Source organism: Zobellia nedashkovskayae (assembly GCF_015330125.1).
Taxonomy (GTDB): domain Bacteria; phylum Bacteroidota; class Bacteroidia; order Flavobacteriales; family Flavobacteriaceae; genus Zobellia; species Zobellia nedashkovskayae.
Map to the genome: position 1 here is coordinate 2,908,044 of NZ_JADDXR010000002.1, position 21,619 is coordinate 2,929,662.

23 protein-coding genes are annotated in these 21,619 nt (G+C 37.5%); 12 read left to right on the forward strand and 11 right to left on the reverse strand.

Annotation, left to right across the window (positions count from 1 at the left end):
• The first annotated feature begins 139 nt into the window (after positions 1–139).
• From IWB64_RS12165 to IWB64_RS12175, 3 genes are all read left to right on the forward strand, one after another.
• Positions 140–799, forward strand: coding sequence for a WG repeat-containing protein (locus IWB64_RS12165; RefSeq protein ID WP_194534254.1), 660 nt, complete (start codon positions 140–142; stop codon positions 797–799).
• Positions 800–937: 138 nt separating this feature from the next.
• Entirely contained in the window at positions 938–1,723 is a 786-nt protein-coding gene (locus IWB64_RS12170) for a universal stress protein (RefSeq protein WP_194534255.1), read from the forward strand.
• A gap of 56 nt (positions 1,724–1,779) precedes the next feature.
• Positions 1,780–2,211 carry a hypothetical protein gene (locus IWB64_RS12175; RefSeq protein ID WP_194534256.1) on the forward strand — a complete coding sequence of 144 codons (432 nt, stop codon included), beginning with the start codon at positions 1,780–1,782 and terminating at the stop codon, positions 2,209–2,211.
• 106 nt (positions 2,212–2,317) lie between these two features.
• On the opposite strand, the gene glk is transcribed toward IWB64_RS12175, so the two are convergent.
• Genes glk through ppsA form a run of 6 tightly spaced genes read right to left on the reverse strand, consistent with a single transcriptional unit; the run spans position 2,318 to position 9,561 of the window.
• Positions 2,318–3,391: a glucokinase gene (glk, locus tag IWB64_RS12180; RefSeq protein ID WP_226975864.1), complete on the reverse strand. Its 1,074-nt coding sequence runs from the start codon at positions 3,389–3,391 to the stop codon at positions 2,318–2,320.
• Between the two features lie 12 nt (positions 3,392–3,403).
• Positions 3,404–4,450 (reverse strand): class I fructose-bisphosphate aldolase, encoded by a 1,047-nt coding sequence (locus IWB64_RS12185; protein WP_194534257.1) that lies wholly within the window; start codon positions 4,448–4,450, stop codon positions 3,404–3,406.
• 10 nt (positions 4,451–4,460) lie between these two features.
• Entirely contained in the window at positions 4,461–5,414 is a 954-nt protein-coding gene (locus IWB64_RS12190; RefSeq protein WP_194534258.1) for a 1-phosphofructokinase family hexose kinase, read from the reverse strand.
• Between the two features lie 31 nt (positions 5,415–5,445).
• On the reverse strand, positions 5,446–6,135 hold the full coding sequence (locus IWB64_RS12195; protein ID WP_194534259.1) for a 2,3-bisphosphoglycerate-dependent phosphoglycerate mutase: 690 nt from the start codon (positions 6,133–6,135) through the stop codon (positions 5,446–5,448).
• Between the two features lie 7 nt (positions 6,136–6,142).
• Positions 6,143–7,132, reverse strand: coding sequence for a 2-hydroxyacid dehydrogenase (locus tag IWB64_RS12200; protein ID WP_194534260.1), 990 nt, complete (start codon positions 7,130–7,132; stop codon positions 6,143–6,145).
• Between the two features lie 20 nt (positions 7,133–7,152).
• On the reverse strand, positions 7,153–9,561 hold the full coding sequence (ppsA, locus tag IWB64_RS12205; protein WP_194534261.1) for a phosphoenolpyruvate synthase: 2,409 nt from the start codon (positions 9,559–9,561) through the stop codon (positions 7,153–7,155).
• A gap of 176 nt (positions 9,562–9,737) precedes the next feature.
• On the opposite strand from ppsA, the gene atpD reads away from it, so the two are divergent.
• From atpD to IWB64_RS12250, 9 genes are all read left to right on the forward strand, one after another.
• Positions 9,738–11,207: a F0F1 ATP synthase subunit beta gene (gene atpD, locus IWB64_RS12210; RefSeq protein ID WP_194534262.1), complete on the forward strand. Its 1,470-nt coding sequence runs from the start codon at positions 9,738–9,740 to the stop codon at positions 11,205–11,207.
• Positions 11,208–11,224: 17 nt separating this feature from the next.
• Positions 11,225–11,614 (forward strand): F0F1 ATP synthase subunit epsilon, encoded by a 390-nt coding sequence (locus IWB64_RS12215; RefSeq protein ID WP_194534263.1) that lies wholly within the window; start codon positions 11,225–11,227, stop codon positions 11,612–11,614.
• Positions 11,611–11,943: an AtpZ/AtpI family protein gene (locus IWB64_RS12220; protein WP_194534264.1), complete on the forward strand. Its 333-nt coding sequence runs from the start codon at positions 11,611–11,613 to the stop codon at positions 11,941–11,943. The genes IWB64_RS12215 and IWB64_RS12220 overlap by 4 nt, the downstream gene beginning before the upstream one ends.
• A complete protein-coding gene (locus IWB64_RS12225) occupies positions 11,936–12,238 on the forward strand; it encodes an ATP synthase subunit I (protein ID WP_194534265.1) in 303 nt (100 codons plus the stop codon). Before IWB64_RS12220 ends, IWB64_RS12225 begins: the two co-directional genes overlap by 8 nt.
• Before the next feature lies 1 nt (position 12,239).
• Complete coding sequence (locus tag IWB64_RS12230; protein WP_194534266.1) at positions 12,240–12,965, forward strand: F0F1 ATP synthase subunit A; 726 nt, start codon at positions 12,240–12,242, stop codon at positions 12,963–12,965.
• Between the two features lie 73 nt (positions 12,966–13,038).
• Complete coding sequence (locus tag IWB64_RS12235) at positions 13,039–13,305, forward strand: F0F1 ATP synthase subunit C (protein ID WP_158976526.1); 267 nt, start codon at positions 13,039–13,041, stop codon at positions 13,303–13,305.
• Positions 13,306–13,315: 10 nt separating this feature from the next.
• The gene (locus IWB64_RS12240) at positions 13,316–14,086 is read left to right on the forward strand and encodes a F0F1 ATP synthase subunit B family protein (protein WP_194534267.1); all 771 of its coding nucleotides are present in this window, start codon (positions 13,316–13,318) and stop codon (positions 14,084–14,086) included.
• A gap of 16 nt (positions 14,087–14,102) precedes the next feature.
• Positions 14,103–15,632 carry an alternate F1F0 ATPase, F1 subunit alpha gene (locus IWB64_RS12245; RefSeq protein WP_194534268.1) on the forward strand — a complete coding sequence of 510 codons (1,530 nt, stop codon included), beginning with the start codon at positions 14,103–14,105 and terminating at the stop codon, positions 15,630–15,632.
• Between the two features lie 18 nt (positions 15,633–15,650).
• Positions 15,651–16,541 (forward strand): F0F1 ATP synthase subunit gamma, encoded by an 891-nt coding sequence (locus tag IWB64_RS12250; RefSeq protein WP_194534269.1) that lies wholly within the window; start codon positions 15,651–15,653, stop codon positions 16,539–16,541.
• A gap of 143 nt (positions 16,542–16,684) precedes the next feature.
• Here the strand turns inward: IWB64_RS12250 and IWB64_RS12255 are convergent, their stop codons facing one another.
• Genes IWB64_RS12255 through IWB64_RS12275 form a run of 5 tightly spaced genes read right to left on the reverse strand, consistent with a single transcriptional unit; the run spans position 16,685 to position 21,609 of the window.
• Entirely contained in the window at positions 16,685–17,800 is a 1,116-nt protein-coding gene (locus IWB64_RS12255) for an ABC transporter permease (protein ID WP_194534270.1), read from the reverse strand.
• Between the two features lie 25 nt (positions 17,801–17,825).
• Positions 17,826–18,941 carry an ABC transporter permease gene (locus tag IWB64_RS12260; protein WP_194534271.1) on the reverse strand — a complete coding sequence of 372 codons (1,116 nt, stop codon included), beginning with the start codon at positions 18,939–18,941 and terminating at the stop codon, positions 17,826–17,828.
• Positions 18,942–18,976: 35 nt separating this feature from the next.
• On the reverse strand, positions 18,977–19,744 hold the full coding sequence (locus IWB64_RS12265; RefSeq protein ID WP_194534272.1) for an ABC transporter ATP-binding protein: 768 nt from the start codon (positions 19,742–19,744) through the stop codon (positions 18,977–18,979).
• Positions 19,731–20,660 (reverse strand): ABC transporter ATP-binding protein, encoded by a 930-nt coding sequence (locus tag IWB64_RS12270; protein WP_194534273.1) that lies wholly within the window; start codon positions 20,658–20,660, stop codon positions 19,731–19,733. The genes IWB64_RS12265 and IWB64_RS12270 overlap by 14 nt, the downstream gene beginning before the upstream one ends.
• Before the next feature lie 22 nt (positions 20,661–20,682).
• Positions 20,683–21,609, reverse strand: a complete 927-nt coding sequence (locus IWB64_RS12275; protein WP_194534274.1) for an HlyD family secretion protein — start codon at positions 21,607–21,609, stop codon at positions 20,683–20,685.
• Between the last annotated feature and the right edge of the window lie 10 nt (positions 21,610–21,619).

A 21,619-nucleotide genomic window follows, 5' to 3' on the forward strand; every position in this document is an offset into this window, starting at 1 on the left:
TATAAATTGAGACTGAAGTAACGGTGAGATATTTTGAAAGATTTGTTATGATCGTACAAAAAGAATAGGCACCTGACGCAGGTCATTTAAAATTGAAAAAGACCCATATACCTTTGAGTGAACACAAAAACATTTAGAGATGAAACGCTTATTTATTATTTCGTTATTACTGTCAATACCTATTATGGGTATTTCACAATCAGTAGAAGACATCAATAAACCTATTATAGGAGAACTTGATCAGATAGAGCCTTTTAGTGAAGGTTTAGCAGCTGTAAAAAAAGGAGACCAATGGGGATTTATTGATGAAAATGGTCAGTTGGTAATTGGGTTTAGGGGAGATGTGGTTTGGAACAAAACTCCTAATACGGAGAATTTTGGTATAGAAGGTATTGGTTCGCCTAAGTTTAAAGATGGACTTTGTACCATAAAAACAGTTAAGGAAGATGGTATTGCTCGTTACGGATTTATAGACAAAAAAGGTAATGTGGCAGTAGATCCCGTATTTTTAAATGTAAGCCAGTTTAGTGATGGTCATGCAGTGGGTATTTATGAAAGCAAAGAATTACGCGGAAAAAATCCATTCCAATTAAAAATTTACGATTACGAATTTACCGAAGTAGTAGTGAACGAGGCAGGTGAAATGTTATGGCCCATACAGGAAAGGCAGAACATTGTAATGTCTAAAAAGCTATTTAAATTACCTGAATTGCAAGCTAGGATGATTTCAAAAGATTTGTTAGGGGTAAAAGAAAAATCTAATACTTGGAAAATTGTTAAACCTAAACTTCAAGATTGAAGAAGTAGATGAATTAACTAGTATGTTTTGGTCATATGCGCTACCTATTCACGCATGACCAAAGTCATGTGGTTTCTTAAAATCTAATATTAAATTTGAGTGTATGGCTTACGAAAGCTATACCTAAAGTAACACAACATGGACAAAATTAAAACAATACTCATTCCTTTTGATTTTACACAGGCATCAAAAAAAGCATTAGAGTATGCTGCAGGTTTCGTTGGTAGACTGGACGATATTAAAATTGTATTAGCTTATGTTTCTGGAAACTGTAATCTTGAATTGTTGCCAGAAAATTTTGAAAGGCTGGAGAAAGAATATGAAGGTATTCTTAAGAATAAGTTGGAGTGGGAAATTCAAGATGGAAAGCTTATTGAAACCTTAATTAAAATCCGGAAAAAAGATAAGATAGATCTTATCATTATGGGAACTTCCGGTAAAGACAAAAAAGAAATTAAGGAACATACAAATACCGCGCACCTTGTTTTAAAGGGAAAATGTCCGGTTTTGGTTATTCCCCATGATTGTCAAGATTACAAACTAACAAATATTGCATTGGTTATAGGTAGGGAAGAGATTGATGACACTAAGAAATTGGGAACACTTTTAATGATAGCCCGGAAATGTAATGCTAAGGTACATGTGTTGACTATAGAAAACCAGCCTGGTATTTATGGGTATAGCAAAGAAGAGGAGAAGAATGAAAATGCTATAGAATATTATCTAGAAACATTTTATAAAGAGCGAGTTTTCATTAAAAACGATGATGTTATAGACGGGATAAATACCTACGCAATAAAGAATGATATTGATGTTGTGGCCATTCTTCCTAGAAATCAAACTATGCGCAGTGAGCCTACTGAAGGAGAATTAACGCAAATGTTGATTCTAAACTCTAAAGTGCCCATTCTTGTTTTAGAATAATAGGTACCAGAAAAAAGTAAAAATAGATACTGCTATTTTTTTTAATAATATAAGACATGGAAAATTTTAGAATCAGGCCTAAAGGTGATTTTATTGAAAATGGTGACTGGCAAGAACTGTATATTTTAACGGAACACTGGAAGTCAGACCTTTTGTTTTATAAGGATGATCTTAAATTTTTGAGACATTTAGAGGATAAATATTTCTTATGGATAAAGGCACAAGCAGATTTAGATAACATAAGAAGAGCTGGTGAAAGTATCCTAAAGGATTCAAGAGATTGTGATGAGTTGTTAGAGCGAGTTGGCAAGCATTTATCACATATAGCGGCAATCATTGATAATCCTGAAAAACAAAATTATAAAACGTTCAGGGTTGAGCATAACGAACTCGAAGAAGAAGTGACTAAATTTATTAGGAACACCAGAAGAAATAGAAGGGAATTGTTTAAAGTTATTGAAATAGATGTAGAAGTTGATAAAATGTAAGTACGAACGAACTAGGTAAAGAGAGATCTTAGAACATCTAAAAAGACAACAGGTCTTGAGTCATTATGATTCAAGACCTGTTGTCTTTTTTACCTCAAATTGAACGTTACTCAAGATTCATTGCCGCATAATATGCAGCTCCTAGCAAAGCTGTATTGTCGTTTAGAATAACATCTACGGGAACCATTTGTAAAAGAGAGTTCATACGTCCAGACTGCATGAAGTTATCTGTAAATACTTCTCTATTCATTCCTTTTATAATCTTGGGCATAATTCCTCCGCCAATATAAATTCCTCCGGTAGCCTTGAATTTTAAGGCAAGTTGAGAAGTTTCTATTGCTAAAAACCGAACAAAAAGATAAAAGGTTTCCCTGCAGACTACATCAGAACCTCCCAAAGCAGTTGAAGTAATTACAGCAGCAGGATCTTCTTTGGCCATTTTTGCTTTAAAAGCATCTGTTTCTTTTTCGCCACTAACATTACGTATCAGTTGATAGGTATCACGTATACCTTGTCCTGATAGTAAACGTTCCCAACTGACATGACCATATTTCTGCTGAAAATATTTCCATACTTCCAGGTCAAAGTCGTTTCTTGGGCTAAAATCACAATGGCCTCCTTCCGTGGCAAAAGGATGGTATGCAGAGCCGTCCCAAAATAGACCAGCTTCTCCTAAACCGGTTCCTGGAGAAATAATAACGGCATTACCTTCAATTTTTGAACCATATTTTAAATGATCTAAATCCTTTTCCTCTAGTGCGGCCAGCCCATAGGCATTGGCCTGCATGTCATTTATTAAAAAAATGGATTTAAGATGAAGTGCTTTGATGAGCTTTTTGGTATCAATACTCCAAGGGAAATTGGTACCGTGTACTTTTCCTTTGGTTATGGGACCGGCTACACCAAAACATATACTATCTATCTTAGCCATTTCTTCTATTTCAAAATCTTCTATAATTTCTAATAAAGAGGAATGGTTTTTTGTTCTATATGATTTTTGTTTGACCAGAAAAAGGTGTCTATCTTTAAATTCGTAAAGTGCGAGATTCGTTTTAGTTCCTCCTATATCACCCGCTAGCACATTTCCGCTTATATTGCCTAAGCTCGTTTTAGAGCCTACTGCCAAAGGAATCAAAGATTTATGAGTTAAGGGCAAGGAAGGTTTTTCCGTCATTTTCATAATAGTTCGTTTTTAAGCTATTGTAATTGCGGGGTCTAAGTAGATATCCTGTATAAGATTTAAAAGTTTAATGCCTTCTTTCATAGGTCTTTGGAAAGCTTTACGACCAGAAATCAATCCCATACCACCAGCTCTTTTGTTAATTACCGCAGTACGTGCAGCGGCTGCAAAATCATCATCACCTGAAGCACCACCGGAATTTATTAGTCCAGCTCTCCCCATGTAGCAGTTCGCAACTTGGTATCTGGTCAGGTCAATAGGGTGGTTTGTTGTTAGTTTACTATAGACAAGGTCACTAGTTTTTCCGAAATTTTTCAAAGCATTAAAACCACCATTATTACTTGGCTGTTTTTGTTTGATGATATCGGCCTCAATCGTTACACCAAGGTGGTTGGCCTGTCCTGTCAAATCCGCACTAACGGAATAGTCTTTATCTGTTTTAAATGCGTCATTACGCAGATAACACCAAAGAACAGTGGCCATACCCAATTCATGTGCCCGCTTAAACGCTTTGCTGGTTTCTTGTATTTGTCTATCGGATTCTGGTGAACCAAAATAAATGGTAGCTCCTACGGCTACGGCACCCATATCCCAAGCCTGTTCTACCTGTGCAAAATAAATTTGATCAAAAGTGTTGGGATACGTAAGTAACTCATTATGGTTTAATTTTACCAAAAAAGGAATTTTATGAGCGTATTTTCTAGATACTGCGCCTAGTACACCTAATGTGGAAGCTACTGCATTACAACCCCCTTCAATGGCAAGTTTCACAATATTCTCAGGATCAAAATACTCAGGGTTTGGAGCAAAACTTGCACCTGCAGAATGTTCTACGCCCTGATCAACCGGCAATAGGGAAAGATGGCCTGTACCACCTAGTCTTCCATGATCAAACAGTTGTTGTAAACTTCCTAAAACCCGGTTTGATCTATCTGATGATGCCATAATCCTATCATTAAAATCGGGGCCTGGAAGGTGGATTTTATCTTTAGGAATAGTAATACATTCGTGATCTAGTAGATAGAAGGTTTCTTCTTTTAAATATTTTTCAATTTCCATCAGTAGTGTTTTAATTTGTTTCTAAAACGGGTGTTTGCTGTTTTATCCATTCATACAGCTTGTCCGCATCTTTTTTTACACATAGTTGTGTGCCATGGTGCATTGTGGCGGCAGTTCCGCACGCCACGCCATATTGAACCATGTCAACTAAAGATTTGCCCCATATAAGGCTCATGACCATTCCGGCCACCATACTGTCACCTGCACCAATAGTACTTTTTTGGTGAACCACAGGAGCTGGTATTTGTACCATTTCATTTTTGGTAGCTAGTAATGCCCCTTTTGGTCCTAGGGATACCACAAGAATTTGGCAATCATTAGTTTTTAAAAATTCTTTCGCCAATGATTTCAGGTCTAAGTCTGTTATGGAGGAAACCCCGCATAACACACCTAATTCTGCCAAGTTGGGTTTGAGCATGTAAACATGGGATTTTGCAGCTTTCATAAGTGCATCACCAGAAGTGTCAAGAATAAAAAGTGCTTCTTTATTTTCTGCTATACGGCTTACTTTTACATAAAAATCGTCTGGTACGTCGGGAGGTAGTTTTCCACTTGCAACTAAATAATCTCCCTTATTTAACTGCAATTCCAATTGCTTTAAGGCATTTTGCCATTCTGCTTCCTTTATTGGTGGGCCGGGCATTCCAAATCTGTATTGTTGATTGGTACTTGTATCCGTTACCGCCAGGTTTTCCCGCGTAAACCCCTCAATGGGAGTTATGGATTGTTCAATGTTTTTTTCATCTAAAAGTTGTTTCAAATATGCTCCCGAAGGACCACCGGCAAAGTAGCTGCAAAGTGATGTGCCACCTAACTTTTTTATAGCTCGTGATACATTTATCCCACCACCACCGGCGTCAAAAGTGGGTTGGGTACAACGTAATTTTGTATTAGGGCCAATTCCTGCCACAGTAGTGCTTTTATCAATTGCGGGGTTTACGGTAAGCGTTATTATGCGGGCCATTTGAATAAATTTTAATACTAGTTTGTATGTCCTATTTTAATTGGTAATGTTCTATAACATTTAGCTTACCATCAAACTCATACAAGTGTGGATCACCTGTAGCTACTTCTACCTTTGCAATATCTTCGGAAGATATATGCTCTAGATACTCTATAAGAGCGCGCAATGAATTTCCGTGAGCGGATATTAATACGGTTTTACCCTTTGCCAATTCTGGGGCAATAGCTTCAAAAAAGTAATTGACCACTCTTTTTGACGTATCCTTAAGCGATTCGGCCATTGGTAAAACTGAGGTATCCAAAGCTTTATAGTTAGAATCAAATTTTGGATTTCGTTTATCGTTTATAGAAAGACTAGGAGGGGGAGTGGCATAACCTCTACGTACGCTCAAAAAGAATTCTTCTCCAACTTCTTCTAGAACTTCATCTTTGTTCTTTCCTTGCCAATCTCCATAATTCCTTTCATTCAGCTTCCAGCTATACTTGGTGTCTACATGCATCATTTCTGCTGTTTCCAATAGAATCCATGCGGTACGGATGGCTCTTTTTAAATAAGAGGAGAAACAGATATCAATATCAATAAGATTTGATTTGATAAGTTCCCCGGCTTTTTTTGCCTCTTCCATTCCTTCCGGTGCCAAGTCAATATCCGTCCATCCCGTAAAAACATTTTTTACGTTCCATAGACTTTTACCGTGCCTGACCAATATTAATTTTCCCATGCTAGGCTTATTTTATCTCGTTAACACAAGAATCTCCTTTTTCCAAACATTCCAAATTGTCAAAGGTTATTCGTGAAATATTGTTAAGGGCTGTATCTGTCAAAAATGCTTGGTGACTGCTGATCAACACATTTCTAAGAGTCATTAAACGCGCCATGGAATCATCTTGGAGGATATCTTCAGAGTGATCTTCAAAATAGAGACCTTTTTCCTCCTCATAAACATCCATCCCGAAATAGCCTATTTGGCCGGATTTAAGTCCGTTTATAACATCTTGGGTTTTTACCAATCCGCCACGGCCAGCATTAATTAGCATCACGCCTTTTTTCATATCCGCAATTCTAGCCTCATCAATAAGGTGATGTGTTTCTGCATTTAGAGGAGCATGGAGCGTAATGATATCAGATTGCTTGCACAAAGAATCTAAATCTGTGTAAGTAGCATCATATTTTTCTACCAAAGATTTATCTTCAAAAATGTCATAAAGCAATAGTTTACAGCCAAACCCATGTAAAATTTTTGCCACTACACGACCAATTTTGCCTGTGCCTATAATGCCCACTGTTTTGCCATTCATATCAAAACCAACTAGCCCATTTAATGAAAAATTCATTTCCATAATCCGGTAGTGCGTTCTAACCAATTTTCGGTTTAGGGCAAGCATAACACCTACCGTAAACTCAGCAATAGCATAGGGGGAATATTCGGGTACCCGCGCCATGCGGATACCCAACTTTTTTGCATGCGGCACATTTATATTATTAAAACCGGCCGAGCGTAATGCTACATACTTAACCCCAAGATCATGCAACCTATCTAAGATGGGTGCAGATGCATTGTCTTCTGTAAAAATGCATATGGCATCACATCCTTTTGCTAAATCTACCGTATCTAAAGTTAGATAGGTATCAAACATTTTTAAGGTGTGCTTGTCATTATTGGCATTTTGCAAATAGTCCCTTTCCCAATTATGGACGTTGAATATTGCTATTTTCATTTTTAAGTTCTAAAGTGATATCAATTACTGCTTTCGGCCATACCGTATTCGGTTTTGCTTTTCTCAGCTTTATTAATGTTTTTAATACCTGAAATCAACGCATCAGGATTAAAGGATACGGAGTTAATACCTTGTTCTACAAGAAACTGGGCAAACTCAGGAAAATCACTTGGTGCCTGACCGCAAAGACCAATTTTGGTGTTCGTCTTACGAGCAGATTGAATAACCATGGCAATCATTTTTTTAACTCCTATATCGTTGATGTCAAAGATGTCACTCAACAATTCAGAATCTCTATCCACACCCAAAGTCAATTGTGTCAAATCGTTTGAGCCAATTGAAAATCCATCAAAGAATTCAGCAAATTGTTCTGCTAAGATGATGTTGTTAGGTATCTCGGTCATCATGTAAAGTTGAAGTCCATTTTCACCTCGCTTCAATCCGTTTTTTTCTAAAACCTCTAACACTTTTGCAGCTTCTTTTAGCGTACGACAGAATGGAATCATAATTTTTACATTGATCAACCCCATGGTTTCCCGTACTCTTTTTAATGCTTTACATTCTAGAGCAAAAGCATCTTGGTATTTAGGATTGTAGTATCTAGAAGCACCTCTAAAACCTAACATTGGATTTGACTCTACGGGCTCAAATTCAGTACCGCCTATTAAGCTGGCATATTCGTTGGTTTTAAAATCACTGGTACGAACAATAACATCTTTTGGATAAAAGGCAGCGGCTATAGTTCCAATACCTTCGGCAAGTTTGTGTACAAAATAATCTGACTTGTCTGGATAGTGGTGTGTTAGTTTCTGGATTTTATCCTTAACCGCTTGGTCTTTCAACGTATCAAAATGCTTCAAGGCCATAGGGTGAATTTGAATAGAATTGTTGATAACGAACTCCATACGCATCAATCCCACTCCTGCAGAAGGATAAAACGAGAATTTAAACGCCTGATCTGGATCAGCCAAAATTAGCATAGGTTGCGTTTTTGGTTTTCCTAGGGTAGTTAGGTCCACTTCGGTTTCATTCCATTCTAAAAGGCCATCATAGACAACACCGGTATCGCCCTCTGCGCAAGAAATGGTAATTTCTTGTCCGTCTTTAATGACTTCTGTAGCATTGTTACTTCCCACTATGGCAGCAGCACCTACTTCTCGGGCAACGATAGCCGCATGGCTGGTTCGCCCACCTTGATTTGTAACAATACCTGCTGCTTTTTTGAGAATCGGATCCCAATCGGGATTGGTACGTTCGGTAACCAATATTTCTCCTTTTTGAAGTTTATCAGATTCTGCTGGGCTATGTAGTATACGGGCTTTTCCCGAAGCTATTTTGTTACCCAAGCCCATTCCGTGAGTAAGTTCTTTGCCTTTTTTTAGTAAGGTATAGGTGTTGATTTTTAATTTATTCGTTTTAGCACTCTGAACAGTTTCGGGTCTAGCTTGAACAATGAAGAGTTCATTTGTTTGTCCGTCTTTAGCCCATTCAATATCCATAGGGCGTTTGTAATGGTCTTCAATAATTAATGACCATTGGGCCAGTTTTACCACCTCTGCATCCGTAAGTACATATTGTTCTTGTTTCTTCAGAGGAGTATCAAGATTTATTGTTCCACTACCAGATTTATCATAAACCATGGTTTTTTCTTTGCTACCCAAATGTCTAGAAACAATAGGTTGTTCAATACCGTTTTTTAAGCTAGGTTTAAAAACAAAATAATCATCGGGATTAATGCTGCCCTGAACGATATTTTCGCCCAAGCCATATATGCTGGAAACCATTACCACTTGATCAAAACCAGTATCTGGATCTAAGGTGAAGTTTACTCCGGAAGCTGCCAAATCTGAACGCACCATCATTTGTATACCAATGGATAACGCTACTTTAGTATGGTCAAAGTTGTTATCTTCTCTGTATTTAATTGCACGGTCATTAAATAGTGATGCGTAACATCTCTTACAAGCATCAACAAGCTGATTTATTCCTTTTACGTTCAAATAACTATCTTGTTGCCCCGCAAAACTCGCCGTGGGTAAATCTTCTGCAGTAGCGCTACTTCGTACCGCTAACGAAATATCACCTTTATATTTTTTAGATAGGGCATCGTATCCTTCTCCAATAGCGTCTTTAAGATCTTTAGGAAGTTCTGTATCTAAAATAGCTTTCCTTACGCTAGCACCAATCTCCTTTAAGTTCGAAAAATCTGTAGTATTCAATTTTGCTAAAAGACCAAAAATCTCTTCCTGAATGTGTACTTCTTGCAGAAAGTGCCAATACGCTTCTGCTGTAGTAGCAAAGCCATCAGGAATCTGGACTCCTTTAGAGGTTAGCTTTTGAAACATTTCTCCGAGAGAGGCATTTTTACCTCCTACAGTTGGTACATCGTTAATGTCAATTTCACTAAAGTGACGTATGTAATTTTTCATCGCTATGTTTTTAAAAGGTCGTTTCCGGCCAAGATTATAGACTACGAATCTCCGATGTTTCCTTGCCAATGTAAATGACCTAGGTCATGGAGGAAAAAAAAGATGGCATGACCCAAATCATTTCAGTTGGAAATTTGGGGCAATACTTTTACTACTTCATTTAGAAGCAAAGATGTATGGCAACGGATATAAATAATAACATCAGTAAATCTATTGTAGGTAAAGTAATTGCCGTACGTGGAAGCGTTGTAGATATTTGGTTCAATAAGGATTTACCCTCAATTAATACCTTAATACATACGGGGCCTGATAATGGCATTGCTATTGAGGTTTTGTCACAATTAGATGATCATAGAATTAGAGGTATAGCCTTAACTCCAACACAAGGTTTGGCAAGGGGAATGAGAGCCGAAACGGATGGTGGACAGTTATCCGTTCCAATAGGGAAGGAGATTATGGGCCGTATGTTTGATGTTTTTGGAAATACTATTGATCATGGAGAAGCTTTACCGGAATTATCCCGAAAAAGTGTACACCAATTGCCACCACCGTTATCAAAACGGTCTACAAAATCTGAAATTTTTGAAACTGGAATAAAGGCGATTGATGTAATGGTTCCCTTACAGCATGGTGGTAACGCGGGTTTGTTTGGCGGTGCCGGTGTTGGTAAAACGGTATTGCTAACAGAGATGATACATAACATGGTGGGGTATCACCAAGGTATAAGTATGTTTTGCGGTATTGGCGAACGTTGCCGAGAAGGGCATGAGTTGTACCATGATATGAAAAAGGCCGATGTATTGAAAGATATGGTGATGATGTTCGGGCAGATGAACGAACCACCTGGAGCACGTTTTAGAGTAGGTCATGCGGCTTTAACAATGGCTGAATATTTTAGGGATGATGAACATCGTGATGTGCTTTTACTTGTAGATAATGTATTTCGTTTTATTCAAGCTGGTATGGAAGTTTCAGGTCTTATGGGGCAAATGCCATCAAGGTTGGGCTACCAACCAACTTTGGGTACGGAACTTTCAAAATTCGAAGAGCGTATTGCGAATACCAATACAGGAGCAATTACCAGTATACAGGCTGTTTATGTTCCTGCAGATGACCTTACTGATCCTGCTGCGGTACATACATTTTCCCACCTCTCAGCGTCAATTACCTTATCAAGAAAAAGAGCAGGAGAGGGGCTTTTTCCGGCAATAGATTTATTGCAGTCTAGTTCAAAAATGGCAACACCAGGTGTTATTGGCGAACGTCACTATCACCTTTTACAACAAATAAAGCAAACATTAGCTCAATATGAAGAGCTAAAGGATATCATAGCCATGTTGGGTTTGGAGCAACTTTCTGTAACGGACCGTGCCACGGTAAACCGAGCTAGGCGATTAGAAAGGTTCTTTACACAACCTTTCTTTACAACGGAACAGTTTAGCGGACTTAAAGGGAAAGGAGTAAAACTAGAAGAGGCCCTTGATGGTTGCGAACGTATTCTTAAAGATGAATTTAAAGATTTACCGGAAAGTGCTTTCTATATGGTGGGTACTATTGATGAAGCCATAAAAAAGGCAAAAAAAGAACCCAAGAAAGCGGGAAAGAAAACTGATGAGGAGAAAACAAATACTACCGCTAAAGTATAAATCTAGATCTAAAAATAATGGAGTTACATATTTTACTTCCGTTTAAGATATTTCTTAAAATTTCTGGAGTGCTGCGTATTGTGGTAGATACCAATGCGGGTTCATACGGGTTTTTACCCCACAGGTTAGATTGTGTCGCCGCACTGGTTCCTGGCATATTAACCTATGAGACAAGGGAAGGGCAAGATCACTACGTAGCAATGGATGAAGGTATACTAACGAAGAGGGACGGTTTTGTAGAGATATCCGTTCGAAATGCAATAGCAGGAGCTGATTTAGGAAAACTCAGAAGTGCTGTAGAAAGTCAGTTTAGAAATTTAGATGAAGAGGAAAGAGATGTACGAAAGGCCGTTGCCAAATTAGAAAGTGAATTTATTCACGGTATTAAAAAACTTCGTCAATCATGAGCAAAAATATAGAGGATAAAAAAAGAAAGAAAGGCTTCTTAGATGAAGTTGATAGTAAAGAGAAACAAATGCTATATGCCCGAAATGAAGAGAAAAGGAGTGAATGGAGAGGTTTTGGCACTTTTGGAATGGTGGGTTGGTCCGTTGCCGTACCAACCGTATTAGGGGCCGTGTTTGGGGTATGGTTAGATCGGAGATATCCGCAGACTTTTTCTTGGACACTAACCTTATTGCTAGCGGGTTTGTTTGTTGGTTGTGCTCTTGCATGGCAATGGATAGACAAAGAAAATAAATCAATGCACGAACATAAAAATAAGAAAGATGAATGATTTAGTAATGACCTTATTGGTTTTGTTTGGCGGCTCTTGCTTGGGTTTTCTATTTTTTGGAGGACTCTGGTTTACTTCAAAAAAGATGTTATCCTCCAAAAAGCCGGTATTATGGTATTTGGGAAGTTTGTTCATAAGAGTGGGGCTTACTCTTTTGGGTTTTTACTACATGGGCCAAAACAATTTTAAGTATATGTTGATTTGTCTCTTAGGTTTTATAGTCACTCGTTTTATTGTTATTCGTATGACTAAAATCAAAGAGATGAAACCAATAAAACTAGATAAAGAATATTAAGATGGAACTAAGTCCTGACGAAACGATTTTTTGGCAAAATGGCTTTATAACCATCAACCTTACATTGGTTACCACTTGGGTATTAATGTTTGTATTGGTGCTTGTGTCCGTTTTGGTAACCAGAAAACTACGTACCGATTTAAAAATATCACGGTGGCAATGCATTTTAGAAATGCTAGTGACCGGTATGAACGAGCAGATAAAAGAGGTTGGACTAAAGAAATCCGAAAAATTTCTGGGTTTTATAGGAACGCTCTTCATTTTTATAGCCTTTGCTAATTTGTGTATCATTTTTCCAGGTTATGAACCTCCTACGAGTTCATTATCTACAACAGCAGCTTTGGCCCTATGTGTTTTTCTAGCAACTCCCATTTTCGGTATTGCAGAAAATGGTGTTTTTCAATATTTAAAAACATTTATAGAGCCTACATTCATTATGCTGCCTTTTAATATTATAAGCGAAATATCGCGTACGTTGGCTTTGGCGGTTCGTCTCTTTGGTAATATTATGAGCGGTGGTCTAATTGTTACCATTCTCTTGAGTATAGCGCCATTGTTTTTTCCGGTGCTAATGACCGTGTTAGGACTTATAACAGGTGTTATACAGGCTTATATATTTAGCATTTTAGCAACGGTATACATAGCTGCGGCAACTGAAGAATCGGATAAAAAGAAAGTAAGAAAGGAACAAGTAAATCATAAATCTAAAACAGTAATAGAAGCTTAATAAGGAGGGAAGAAATCCCTTTTCAAAATTTAATTCAAAACTAAAAATTGGTATAACAACAAAATTTAATATTATGGACAATGCTACAATAATCGCAATGGTGTCAATCATTACAGCCGGAATAACAACAGGAATTGGCTGTATGATACCTGCTTTGGGTCAGGGTAAATCTATTTCAACAGCTTTAAGTTCAATGGCCCAGCAGCCAGATGCAAGTCAGACCGTTACGCGTACCCTTTTTGTGGGTCTGGCCATGCTAGAATCATTGGCAATCTATTGTTTTGTGATTTCAATGATCTTGATTTTTGCAAATCCTTTCTGGAACCATTTCATCGCCTAATACCTAAAATATGAAAATCGACTGGTTTACTGTTATAGCTCAAATCATCAATTTTTTGGTGTTAATGTGGTTATTGAAACGTTTTCTTTATCAACCTATTTTATCTTCAATAGATGAACGGGAAACTAATATAAAGAACAAACTATTGGATGCTGAATCTCAGAAAAAAGAAGCAGCACAAGCCAAAGAAGAATTCAACCATAAAAACGAAACTTTCAATAAAGAGAAGGATGAATTAATGAAGAAGACCGTTGCGGAAGCCAAAACCGAAGGAGATAAGCTAAAGGAAAATGCTAGAAACGAGGCTAATGAGCTTAAAGATAGATTAGAAAAAGCTTTTGCCGAGGATCAAGCTATCAAAAATAATAATATGGCTAAAAGGTTAAAAGGGGAGGTTCTTGACATAGCAAGAAAAACATTGACAGACCTCTCTTCTGTTAGCTTAGAAGGGCAAACAGTAGATGTCTTTTTGAAAAAAATAAATGACCTACAAGCCCAGGAGAAAGCAAAATTTTCTGAGGCTCTAAAAGGAGGTAAGCCCGTATTGGTACAAAGTGCTTTTGCCCTTTCTGCCAATCAACAGGGTTCCATTCAAAAAACGATAAGTGGGTTATTGAAGACCGAGAATACCTACGAGTTTAAAACTAGGCCGGAATTGATTACAGGTATTGAAGTTTTAACCAATGGTTATAAATTATCTTGGAGTGTTACGGACTATTTGAAATCTTTTGAAGAAGATATTGAAGCAGATAAAAAGGTTGAAATAGAAGCGAAAGAATAATCGAAATATAAATGAAATGGGCGCAACGGATTATAAAAGTTTAGTGAACGATACGTTTGATGAACTTGCAAAACATACGAAAGATCACGAGTTTAATCTGGCGCCAAAAGAAGTGGGCCGTGTTACCAGTGTTTCTGCCGGTGTGGTAAAGGTGTCAGGTTTACCAAACGTAGGTTATGAGGAGCTATTGAAATTCCCTGGCAATTTGTATGGTATAGCCTTTAGTATTGAAGAAGACGAAATAGGCGCTATTCTCTTGGGAGAAGATTCCGATTTAAATGCAGGAGACCTTGTAGAACGTACAAATCGCGTGATGGATGTACCTGTGGGCAAAGCACTTCTTGGAAGGGTAATTGGGCCTTTGGGAGAGCCTATGGATGATAAAGGTGCTATTTCTTATGAGAAAAGATTGCCTATAGAGCGGAGCGCTACACCTATTATGGATCGTTCCGGAGTAAGTATGCCGTTGCAAACAGGTATTAAAGTTATTGATGCATTGATTCCAATAGGACGCGGACAACGGGAATTGATTTTAGGTGACCGCCAAACGGGTAAGACCGCTATTGCATTGGATACCATAGTTAATCAAAAAGATAAAGATGTTATCTGTGTTTACTGTGCTATTGGGCAAAGGGCTTCTGCGGTAGCTAAAGTTATTGCGGATTTAAAGGAAAATGGGGCAATGGAGTATACCATCGTAATGGTTACAGAAGGAAACGATTCTCCGGGATTACAATATATTGCTCCCTATGCAGCCACTAGTATTGCAGAATATTTTATGCAAATAGGTAAAGATGTACTCATTGTATATGATGATTTAACGAACCATGCTAGGGCGTATCGTGAACTCTCTCTTTTGTTGAAAAGACCGCCAGGTCGAGAGGCTTTTCCTGGGGATATATTTTACATCCATTCCCGATTATTGGAGCGTTCTACGCATTTAAGCGAAGAACTTGGAGGCGGGTCATTGACCGCTCTTCCCATAATTGAGACCGAAGCGCAGAACATGTCAGCTTATATCCCTACCAATTTAATTTCAATTACGGATGGGCAGATTTATCTGTCGCCTAAACAATTTGAGTTAGGTGTTTTACCTGCGGTTGAGGTTGGTAAATCGGTTTCTCGTGTTGGTGGTAAGGCACAATTACCTGCCTACCGAGCCATTGCGGGTGATTTAAAACTAGGATTTTCACAGTTTGAAGAATTGGAAACTTTTGCTCGTTTTGGCTCTCATTTAGATGAAGAAACAAAAAATGTTATTGAACACGGTAAACGTATTAGGGAGATTCTTAAACAGAATGAACTACAACCGTTGTCCGTAGTAGAACAAATAGGGGTACTTCTAACGCTAACCCAAGGTCTTTTTGATACGATTACAATTGAAAATATGCACGAAGCAGAAAAGGCGGTGATAAAAAGTATAGGCACTTTACCAGAAGCTATTCAAAAAAGTCTGTATTCCAATAAAGGATTGGATGATACGGGCCGAGAAAGTATGTTGGCGGCTACAAAAACTGCACTCAAGGAATTTCAAAAGGCAGAGTAACTCCTAAAAAGAATAGCTATGGATTCGTTGGAAAGCTTAACAAGACAGATTACCGGAGCCAAAGAGCTAAACTCCATAGTGCGTACTATGAAGGCTATGGCTGCCGCTAATATTGGTCAATATGAAAGGGCCATGGAATCTTTGGATGATTATTGGACCAATGTGTCTTTAGGACTTGTAGCTTATTTAAAAGCTATTGGTTTGGACAAACAGGATTCTAGACAGAACGAGAACAGTATTAAAAGAGAAAAGTCTATTTGCGCTATTGTTTTTGGATCAGACCAAGGTTTTGTTGGGCAGTTTAATGACTCCCTTTCAGAATACGTCCAAGAATCTTTATCTACTCACGGAGGTAAATTAGAAATCTGGACCGTTGGCGTACGGGTACCGTTATTACTAGCGGATATGGGAATGACCGTGACCAAACAGTTTAACCTTCCAAATTCTATAAATGCCATTACCGCTCTTATTGGTTCAATTTTGGTACAGGTAGAGGAAAACCAAGAAAATGGAAATGTGGATGAGTATTACCTTTTCCATAATCACTTGGTAAACGAAGGGTCTTACGAACAAGAAAAATTACGCCTATTTCCGCTAGATGCAGAATGGCGCCAGGAAAAAGCACAGCTAAAATGGCCTACTCAAAAACAACCTGAAGTTATTGGTGATAGTAGTAAGCTTATACGCCGTTTAATTAGAGAATATCTCTTTGTAACGCTTTATAAGACCTGTACGGAATCATTAGCTAGTGAAAACTTAAGTAGGTTGAATGCCATGCAACGTGCAGAAAAAAACATTGAAGAACTGTTAGATGATATTGGCAATACCTACCACCGTTTAAGACAAAGTTCCATAGACGAAGAGCTTTTTGATGTAGTCTCTGGTTTTACGGCCTTAAAGAAAGATTAAGAATTAATTCCTTCTAATAAGAAAAAAAAAATAGGGTAATCGTTAATTACGATTGCTTTATTTTTTGCGTTTATATTTTCAATTTTATCTAAAGATTTTCTTGATGTAATTGTGGTAGAGGCATAAATTTAAGCCTATCATCTTTAGTCTTTTTTATTAAAAATCCATAGTGAAACAGCTAGGGTAGCAAAGGTTAAACCAGATACTTTTAACAGGTCAGGTAAAATATCCTTTATACCACTACCTTTTGTAATTACCAAGTGAATCATTCTGGAATAATAGGCTTGTGGGTTTAATTCAGCCATTGCTTTACCCCATGAGGGCATATTGTCAATAGGCGTTATAAAATCACCAAAAATCACAAATATCATGATGATGAAAAAGGTGAAGAACATGGCTTGTTGTTGGGTATTTGAAATTACCGAAATTAATACGCCTACTGCTAAAAGCAGAAACATTACAACACCGGATAAAAAGAAAACAAGCCACAGACTTCCTACTACAGGTACGTGAAATACAAGGCTGCTTAAAATTAAACCAATAGCAAGAAGTACAATGTTAATAATCCAAACAGGAATAATTTTGCCCATAATAAAATGAGTCTTTCTCATGGGAGTCACATTTAACTGTTCCATCGTGCCTATTTCTTTTTCCTTTACGATATTCATTCCTGACAATAGTATTGTAATCATAACAACCATTGCCACGCACATAGCCGGCACCATGATATACTGACTGATCAGCGCTCTATTATACCAGTAAGAATACGGAATACTAACTGTTGCTGCTTTATTGGACAGGCTTTTTTTACTCCATTTTATGGCAACATCTTTGTTTACCGCGCCTATGATTTCGCTGGAGTAAGCATAGGTAAGACTGGCAGTAATAGCATCAATGGCATTAGTAACTAGTTGAACTTTACTACTATGTTCTTTAATAAGTTTTTTTTCAAAATTTGGTGGAAAATGTACAATCAGATTTATGTTTTTGTACTCCATTACCTTATAGGCTTCATCCATGGTTAGAGCAGCCCCTCGGATATCAAAGAAATCTGAACCCTTCATTTTAGAAATAATTTCTCTAGAGGTAGATGATAGATCCTCGTCTACTACATAAACACTAGCATAATTAATGTCACCTCCAGCTGTACCCAATAAGAGAACTTGGATAAAAGGTTGAGACAAAATAATGAGTACCAACAGCGGATTCCTGAAAATTTGGATAAATTCTTTAACGATGATGAATCTTATGATACGCATCTTTCTGTATTTTAAATGTTAATTCTTATTGGAGTCTTGGTTTAAACCGTATGACACTCCAGAAATAAAACACCATTACCATGATTACAAGCATGGCAGTTTCAAAGAAAAGACTACCCCCCTTAGCACCTTGAAGCAGGATGCCCTTACTTATGATATTGAACCACGTTGAAGGCAATAATTTCCCTAACCATTGTAATACCACCGGAAGACTATCTGTAGGGAAAGTCATTCCCGATAAAACTTCTGTGGGCAACATCAACAAAGTCATAGTAATCATCATAGCTGTTAGCTGGGAATTTGCGAAAGTAGATATCAATAACCCCAAGGCAAGAGCTGTAAGAATGTAGAGAACAGTATTTAATAATAAGAGTCCCATACTCCCTGAAACAGGTACTTCAAATACATATTTTGCTGCCCAAATAATGGATAATGCGCTAATGAAAGAGGTTATTAAATACGGAACTATTTTAGCGAACATGATTAGAAATCTATTTATAGGCGTACTTAAAAGTAACTCCAGAGTACCTAACTCTTTTTCTTTAGTAATTGATAACGAGGTCATTAATGCTCCTACGAGTAAAATGACCGTAGACATAATACCAGGTACCGTCATATACCTACCATTAAGATTCTTGTTATACATCATACGTACTGTGGGTATAATGTAGTATCCGGCTCTGCTTGGCGGATTTTTACTTGCAATATGTTTATTGATTATAATCTTACCATAGGAGATAAGGCTAGGGGAGGTCAATATCTTGGATCCATCAGCAATTAATTGTATCTGTGCATGACCTTCGTGGTGTAATTTATAGCCAAAGTCTTTATCAAAAACGAAGGCCATACGAATGGTACCTTTTTTAAATTCTTCATCAATTTCATCAGAGGTATCCAGGTATTTTACCAATTTAAAAAATTCAGAAGTGCTAATTAAATTGATCAATTCTTTTGAATCGTGGTCCTTGGCATGATCTACAACTGCAATATTAGCATCCTTGATTTCCATGGTCATTACAGAACCAAATAGCAGTACCAAGACTATGGGTATGCCCAATAGCATCGTTAAGGAACGCCAATCTCTTAGGATATGGAGAAACTCCTTACGAACAAGTCCTTTGAATATCTTGAAATTTTTCATTTTACTTTGTTATAACTTCAATGACTTAAGCCAGATCAGCTTGCAGTAATTGCATGTTCTTTTTCATAACCTCTTGCCAAATGGAGAAATACTTCTCCCATTGTTTCAAGCTTATATTTATCTTTTAAGTTTTGGGGTGTATCTACTGTTATCATTTTTCCGGCTACCATCATTGATATTCGATGACAATATTCAGCTTCATCCATATTATGGGTAGTTACTAAAACGGTTACACCGCCTTCTGCGGTTTCATATATCATTTCCCAAAATTGTCTTCTTATTGAAGGGTCAACACCACTAGTTGGTTCGTCTAAAAAGACAACATCCGGCTTGTGCATCAAAGCTGTACAGAACGCAAGTTTTTGTTTCCAACCCAAGGGTAAGGAGCTTACGCGCTCTTTTTCAATATGTTCCATTCCAAAATGGGTTAGTAATTCTTTGGTTCGGCTACTAATTTCTTTATTTGTAAGACCGTAGATTCCACCAAAAAAACGCATGTTCTCTTTTGCTGTTAAATCATCATATAAAGAGAATTTTTGGCTCATATAGCCAATGTGCTTTTTGAGCTTCCTAGAATTTTTAAAGATATCATAACCTGCTACCTGGCCTTTACCACTAGTAGGTTCTAACACCCCAATGAGCATACGCATAGCAGTTGTTTTACCGGCACCATTAGCTCCTAAAAATCCAAATATTTCGCCTTTTTGTACATTGAATGTAATTTTATCGACTGCCACGAAATCATCGAATTTTTTGGTCAGATTTTCAACACTAATGCTATATGTTTTTTCAGGCTGGCTCATAATTTTGGTTTTTAGAGGTAAGTGACATATAACAATCTTCAACGCTTGCTTTTATTTGTTTTATTTCTACATTGGGGGTATCGTTATTCTCCAGATAAGTTTTTATTTCCAATGGATCAATCATATCACGCTTGTCCGTATAATGTACCCAATCTCCAAAAGGATAAACTGAGTTGGCATGCTCATAAGCCTTTAGCTTTTTAATTATATTAAAGGAATTTCCAGAACGTATGGCATACAAAGGCTTATCAAAATTCGCGATGAGTCCGTCAGGGCTGTTCGTAGCCAATATTTTACCATGATCCATAAGGGATATTCGATCACAGAGAAGGGCCTCTTCCATATAGGCGGTAGAAACCAAGATTGTAATGTTATCTTTCTTTAAGCTTTGAAGCATATCCCAAAGGTCTTGTCTGGAAACAGGGTCTACACCTCTGGTTGGCTCATCTAAAAACAGCACTTTAGGCTTGTGAATCAAGGCACATGAAAGTGCTAGTTTTTGTTTCATTCCGCCAGAAAGTTTGCCCGCTCTTCGCTTTTTAAAAGGTTCGATCTGTTGATAAATATCCTTAATAAGGTCGTAGTTCTCTTCTAAAGTCGTTCCAAAAATAGAGGCATAAAAGTTAAGATTTTCTTCAACCGTTAAATCTTGATACAGCGAAAATTTGCCGGGCATATACCCAATTTGTCGGCGTATATTTTGGTATTGTTTTACAACATCCATCCCTTCTATTTCAGCAGTACCACTAGTTGCCAATAGTAGTGTGCCTAGAATTTTAATAAGACTGGTTTTTCCAGCACCGTCAGGACCAATAAGCCCAAACAACTCTCCTTTTTCCACTTTTAGGGAAACAGCGTCCAGTGCTTTGACCTTACCATAATTCATTACAATATTTTTTGCTGAAATTGGAGTCATCGTTATGTATTAACTGTTATATTTATTTTTTCTCAACTGATGAGTTTTTTTCGGAATTACTCGTGAAATTGATTTCTCCAGGCATACCAATTTTTAAGTACCCATCATTTAATACAAGCACTTTAACCGCATAAACCATATCTACACGTTCGTCTTTGGTCTGAACAATTTTTGGCGTAAATTCTGCCTCAGAAGCAATCCACTTAATAGTTCCTTTTAAAGAGCGGTTTTCCTTTTTAGTATCATCGATCAGCACTTCTACTTCTTGCCCTATTTTTATATGAGATAGTTGGTCACCACTTACATAAACCTTAAGCGTTATTTTATCTAAACCTGCAATTTTATATAGGGGAGTTCCATAGCCAGCAAGTTCCATTTCTTCGGAATACTTGGTAAGAACCGTTCCGGAAACAGGATTTATAATTAGGCTCTTATTTATTTGATCATTAATCTGATCTATTTGTTTTTCTATGGGCTCTATTTGGCTGAGAATGCCTCTATTACCGGTTTCCAGTTTTTTACGGGCCGCCTCAATCTCGCGGTCTACTACCTCTATATTTCCAGTTATATTGTCCAATTCTTTTTGGGTAGCGGCCTCATCCTTTAACATATGTTCTACTCTTCTTTGTTCTCGTAGAATATTGTTTTTCTGTTCTCTGTAAATGTTTAACTGACTTTGAACATCCATGGTTTGAGCTGTGACCGAATTGATGCTGGCAATCAGCTGTTGTTTTTTAAGGGATAGTTGCATAGTATCAATATAACCCACTATTGTACCCGCCTTTATTTGCTCTCCTTCTTTTACATTAAAAGAAAGTATTTTGCCTTGGCCTTCAGAGCCCACAATCACTTCATCGGCCTCAAAATTCCCATAAGCATCCGATAATTTCTCGCCAGAGCAGCTTATAAGTCCAAAGCATAAAATGATAACACCTATAAAATATTTCATTTTCTTATCT

Coding starts and splice junctions, on each gene's coding strand:
- IWB64_RS12165 (WP_194534254.1), top strand. CDS start 140: ATGAAACGCTTATTTATTATTTCGTTATTACTGTCAATACCTATTATG.
- IWB64_RS12170 (WP_194534255.1), top strand. CDS start 938: ATGGACAAAATTAAAACAATACTCATTCCTTTTGATTTTACACAGGCA.
- IWB64_RS12175 (WP_194534256.1), top strand. CDS start 1,780: ATGGAAAATTTTAGAATCAGGCCTAAAGGTGATTTTATTGAAAATGGT.
- glk (WP_226975864.1), bottom strand. CDS start 3,391: ATGAAAATGACGGAAAAACCTTCCTTGCCCTTAACTCATAAATCTTTG.
- IWB64_RS12185 (WP_194534257.1), bottom strand. CDS start 4,450: ATGGAAATTGAAAAATATTTAAAAGAAGAAACCTTCTATCTACTAGAT.
- IWB64_RS12190 (WP_194534258.1), bottom strand. CDS start 5,414: ATGGCCCGCATAATAACGCTTACCGTAAACCCCGCAATTGATAAAAGC.
- IWB64_RS12195 (WP_194534259.1), bottom strand. CDS start 6,135: ATGGGAAAATTAATATTGGTCAGGCACGGTAAAAGTCTATGGAACGTA.
- IWB64_RS12200 (WP_194534260.1), bottom strand. CDS start 7,132: ATGAAAATAGCAATATTCAACGTCCATAATTGGGAAAGGGACTATTTG.
- ppsA (WP_194534261.1), bottom strand. CDS start 9,561: ATGAAAAATTACATACGTCACTTTAGTGAAATTGACATTAACGATGTA.
- atpD (WP_194534262.1), top strand. CDS start 9,738: ATGGCAACGGATATAAATAATAACATCAGTAAATCTATTGTAGGTAAA.
- IWB64_RS12215 (WP_194534263.1), top strand. CDS start 11,225: ATGGAGTTACATATTTTACTTCCGTTTAAGATATTTCTTAAAATTTCT.
- IWB64_RS12220 (WP_194534264.1), top strand. CDS start 11,611: ATGAGCAAAAATATAGAGGATAAAAAAAGAAAGAAAGGCTTCTTAGAT.
- IWB64_RS12225 (WP_194534265.1), top strand. CDS start 11,936: ATGAATGATTTAGTAATGACCTTATTGGTTTTGTTTGGCGGCTCTTGC.
- IWB64_RS12230 (WP_194534266.1), top strand. CDS start 12,240: ATGGAACTAAGTCCTGACGAAACGATTTTTTGGCAAAATGGCTTTATA.
- IWB64_RS12235 (WP_158976526.1), top strand. CDS start 13,039: ATGGACAATGCTACAATAATCGCAATGGTGTCAATCATTACAGCCGGA.
- IWB64_RS12240 (WP_194534267.1), top strand. CDS start 13,316: ATGAAAATCGACTGGTTTACTGTTATAGCTCAAATCATCAATTTTTTG.
- IWB64_RS12245 (WP_194534268.1), top strand. CDS start 14,103: ATGGGCGCAACGGATTATAAAAGTTTAGTGAACGATACGTTTGATGAA.
- IWB64_RS12250 (WP_194534269.1), top strand. CDS start 15,651: ATGGATTCGTTGGAAAGCTTAACAAGACAGATTACCGGAGCCAAAGAG.
- IWB64_RS12255 (WP_194534270.1), bottom strand. CDS start 17,800: ATGCGTATCATAAGATTCATCATCGTTAAAGAATTTATCCAAATTTTC.
- IWB64_RS12260 (WP_194534271.1), bottom strand. CDS start 18,941: ATGAAAAATTTCAAGATATTCAAAGGACTTGTTCGTAAGGAGTTTCTC.
- IWB64_RS12265 (WP_194534272.1), bottom strand. CDS start 19,744: ATGAGCCAGCCTGAAAAAACATATAGCATTAGTGTTGAAAATCTGACC.
- IWB64_RS12270 (WP_194534273.1), bottom strand. CDS start 20,660: ATGACTCCAATTTCAGCAAAAAATATTGTAATGAATTATGGTAAGGTC.
- IWB64_RS12275 (WP_194534274.1), bottom strand. CDS start 21,609: ATGAAATATTTTATAGGTGTTATCATTTTATGCTTTGGACTTATAAGC.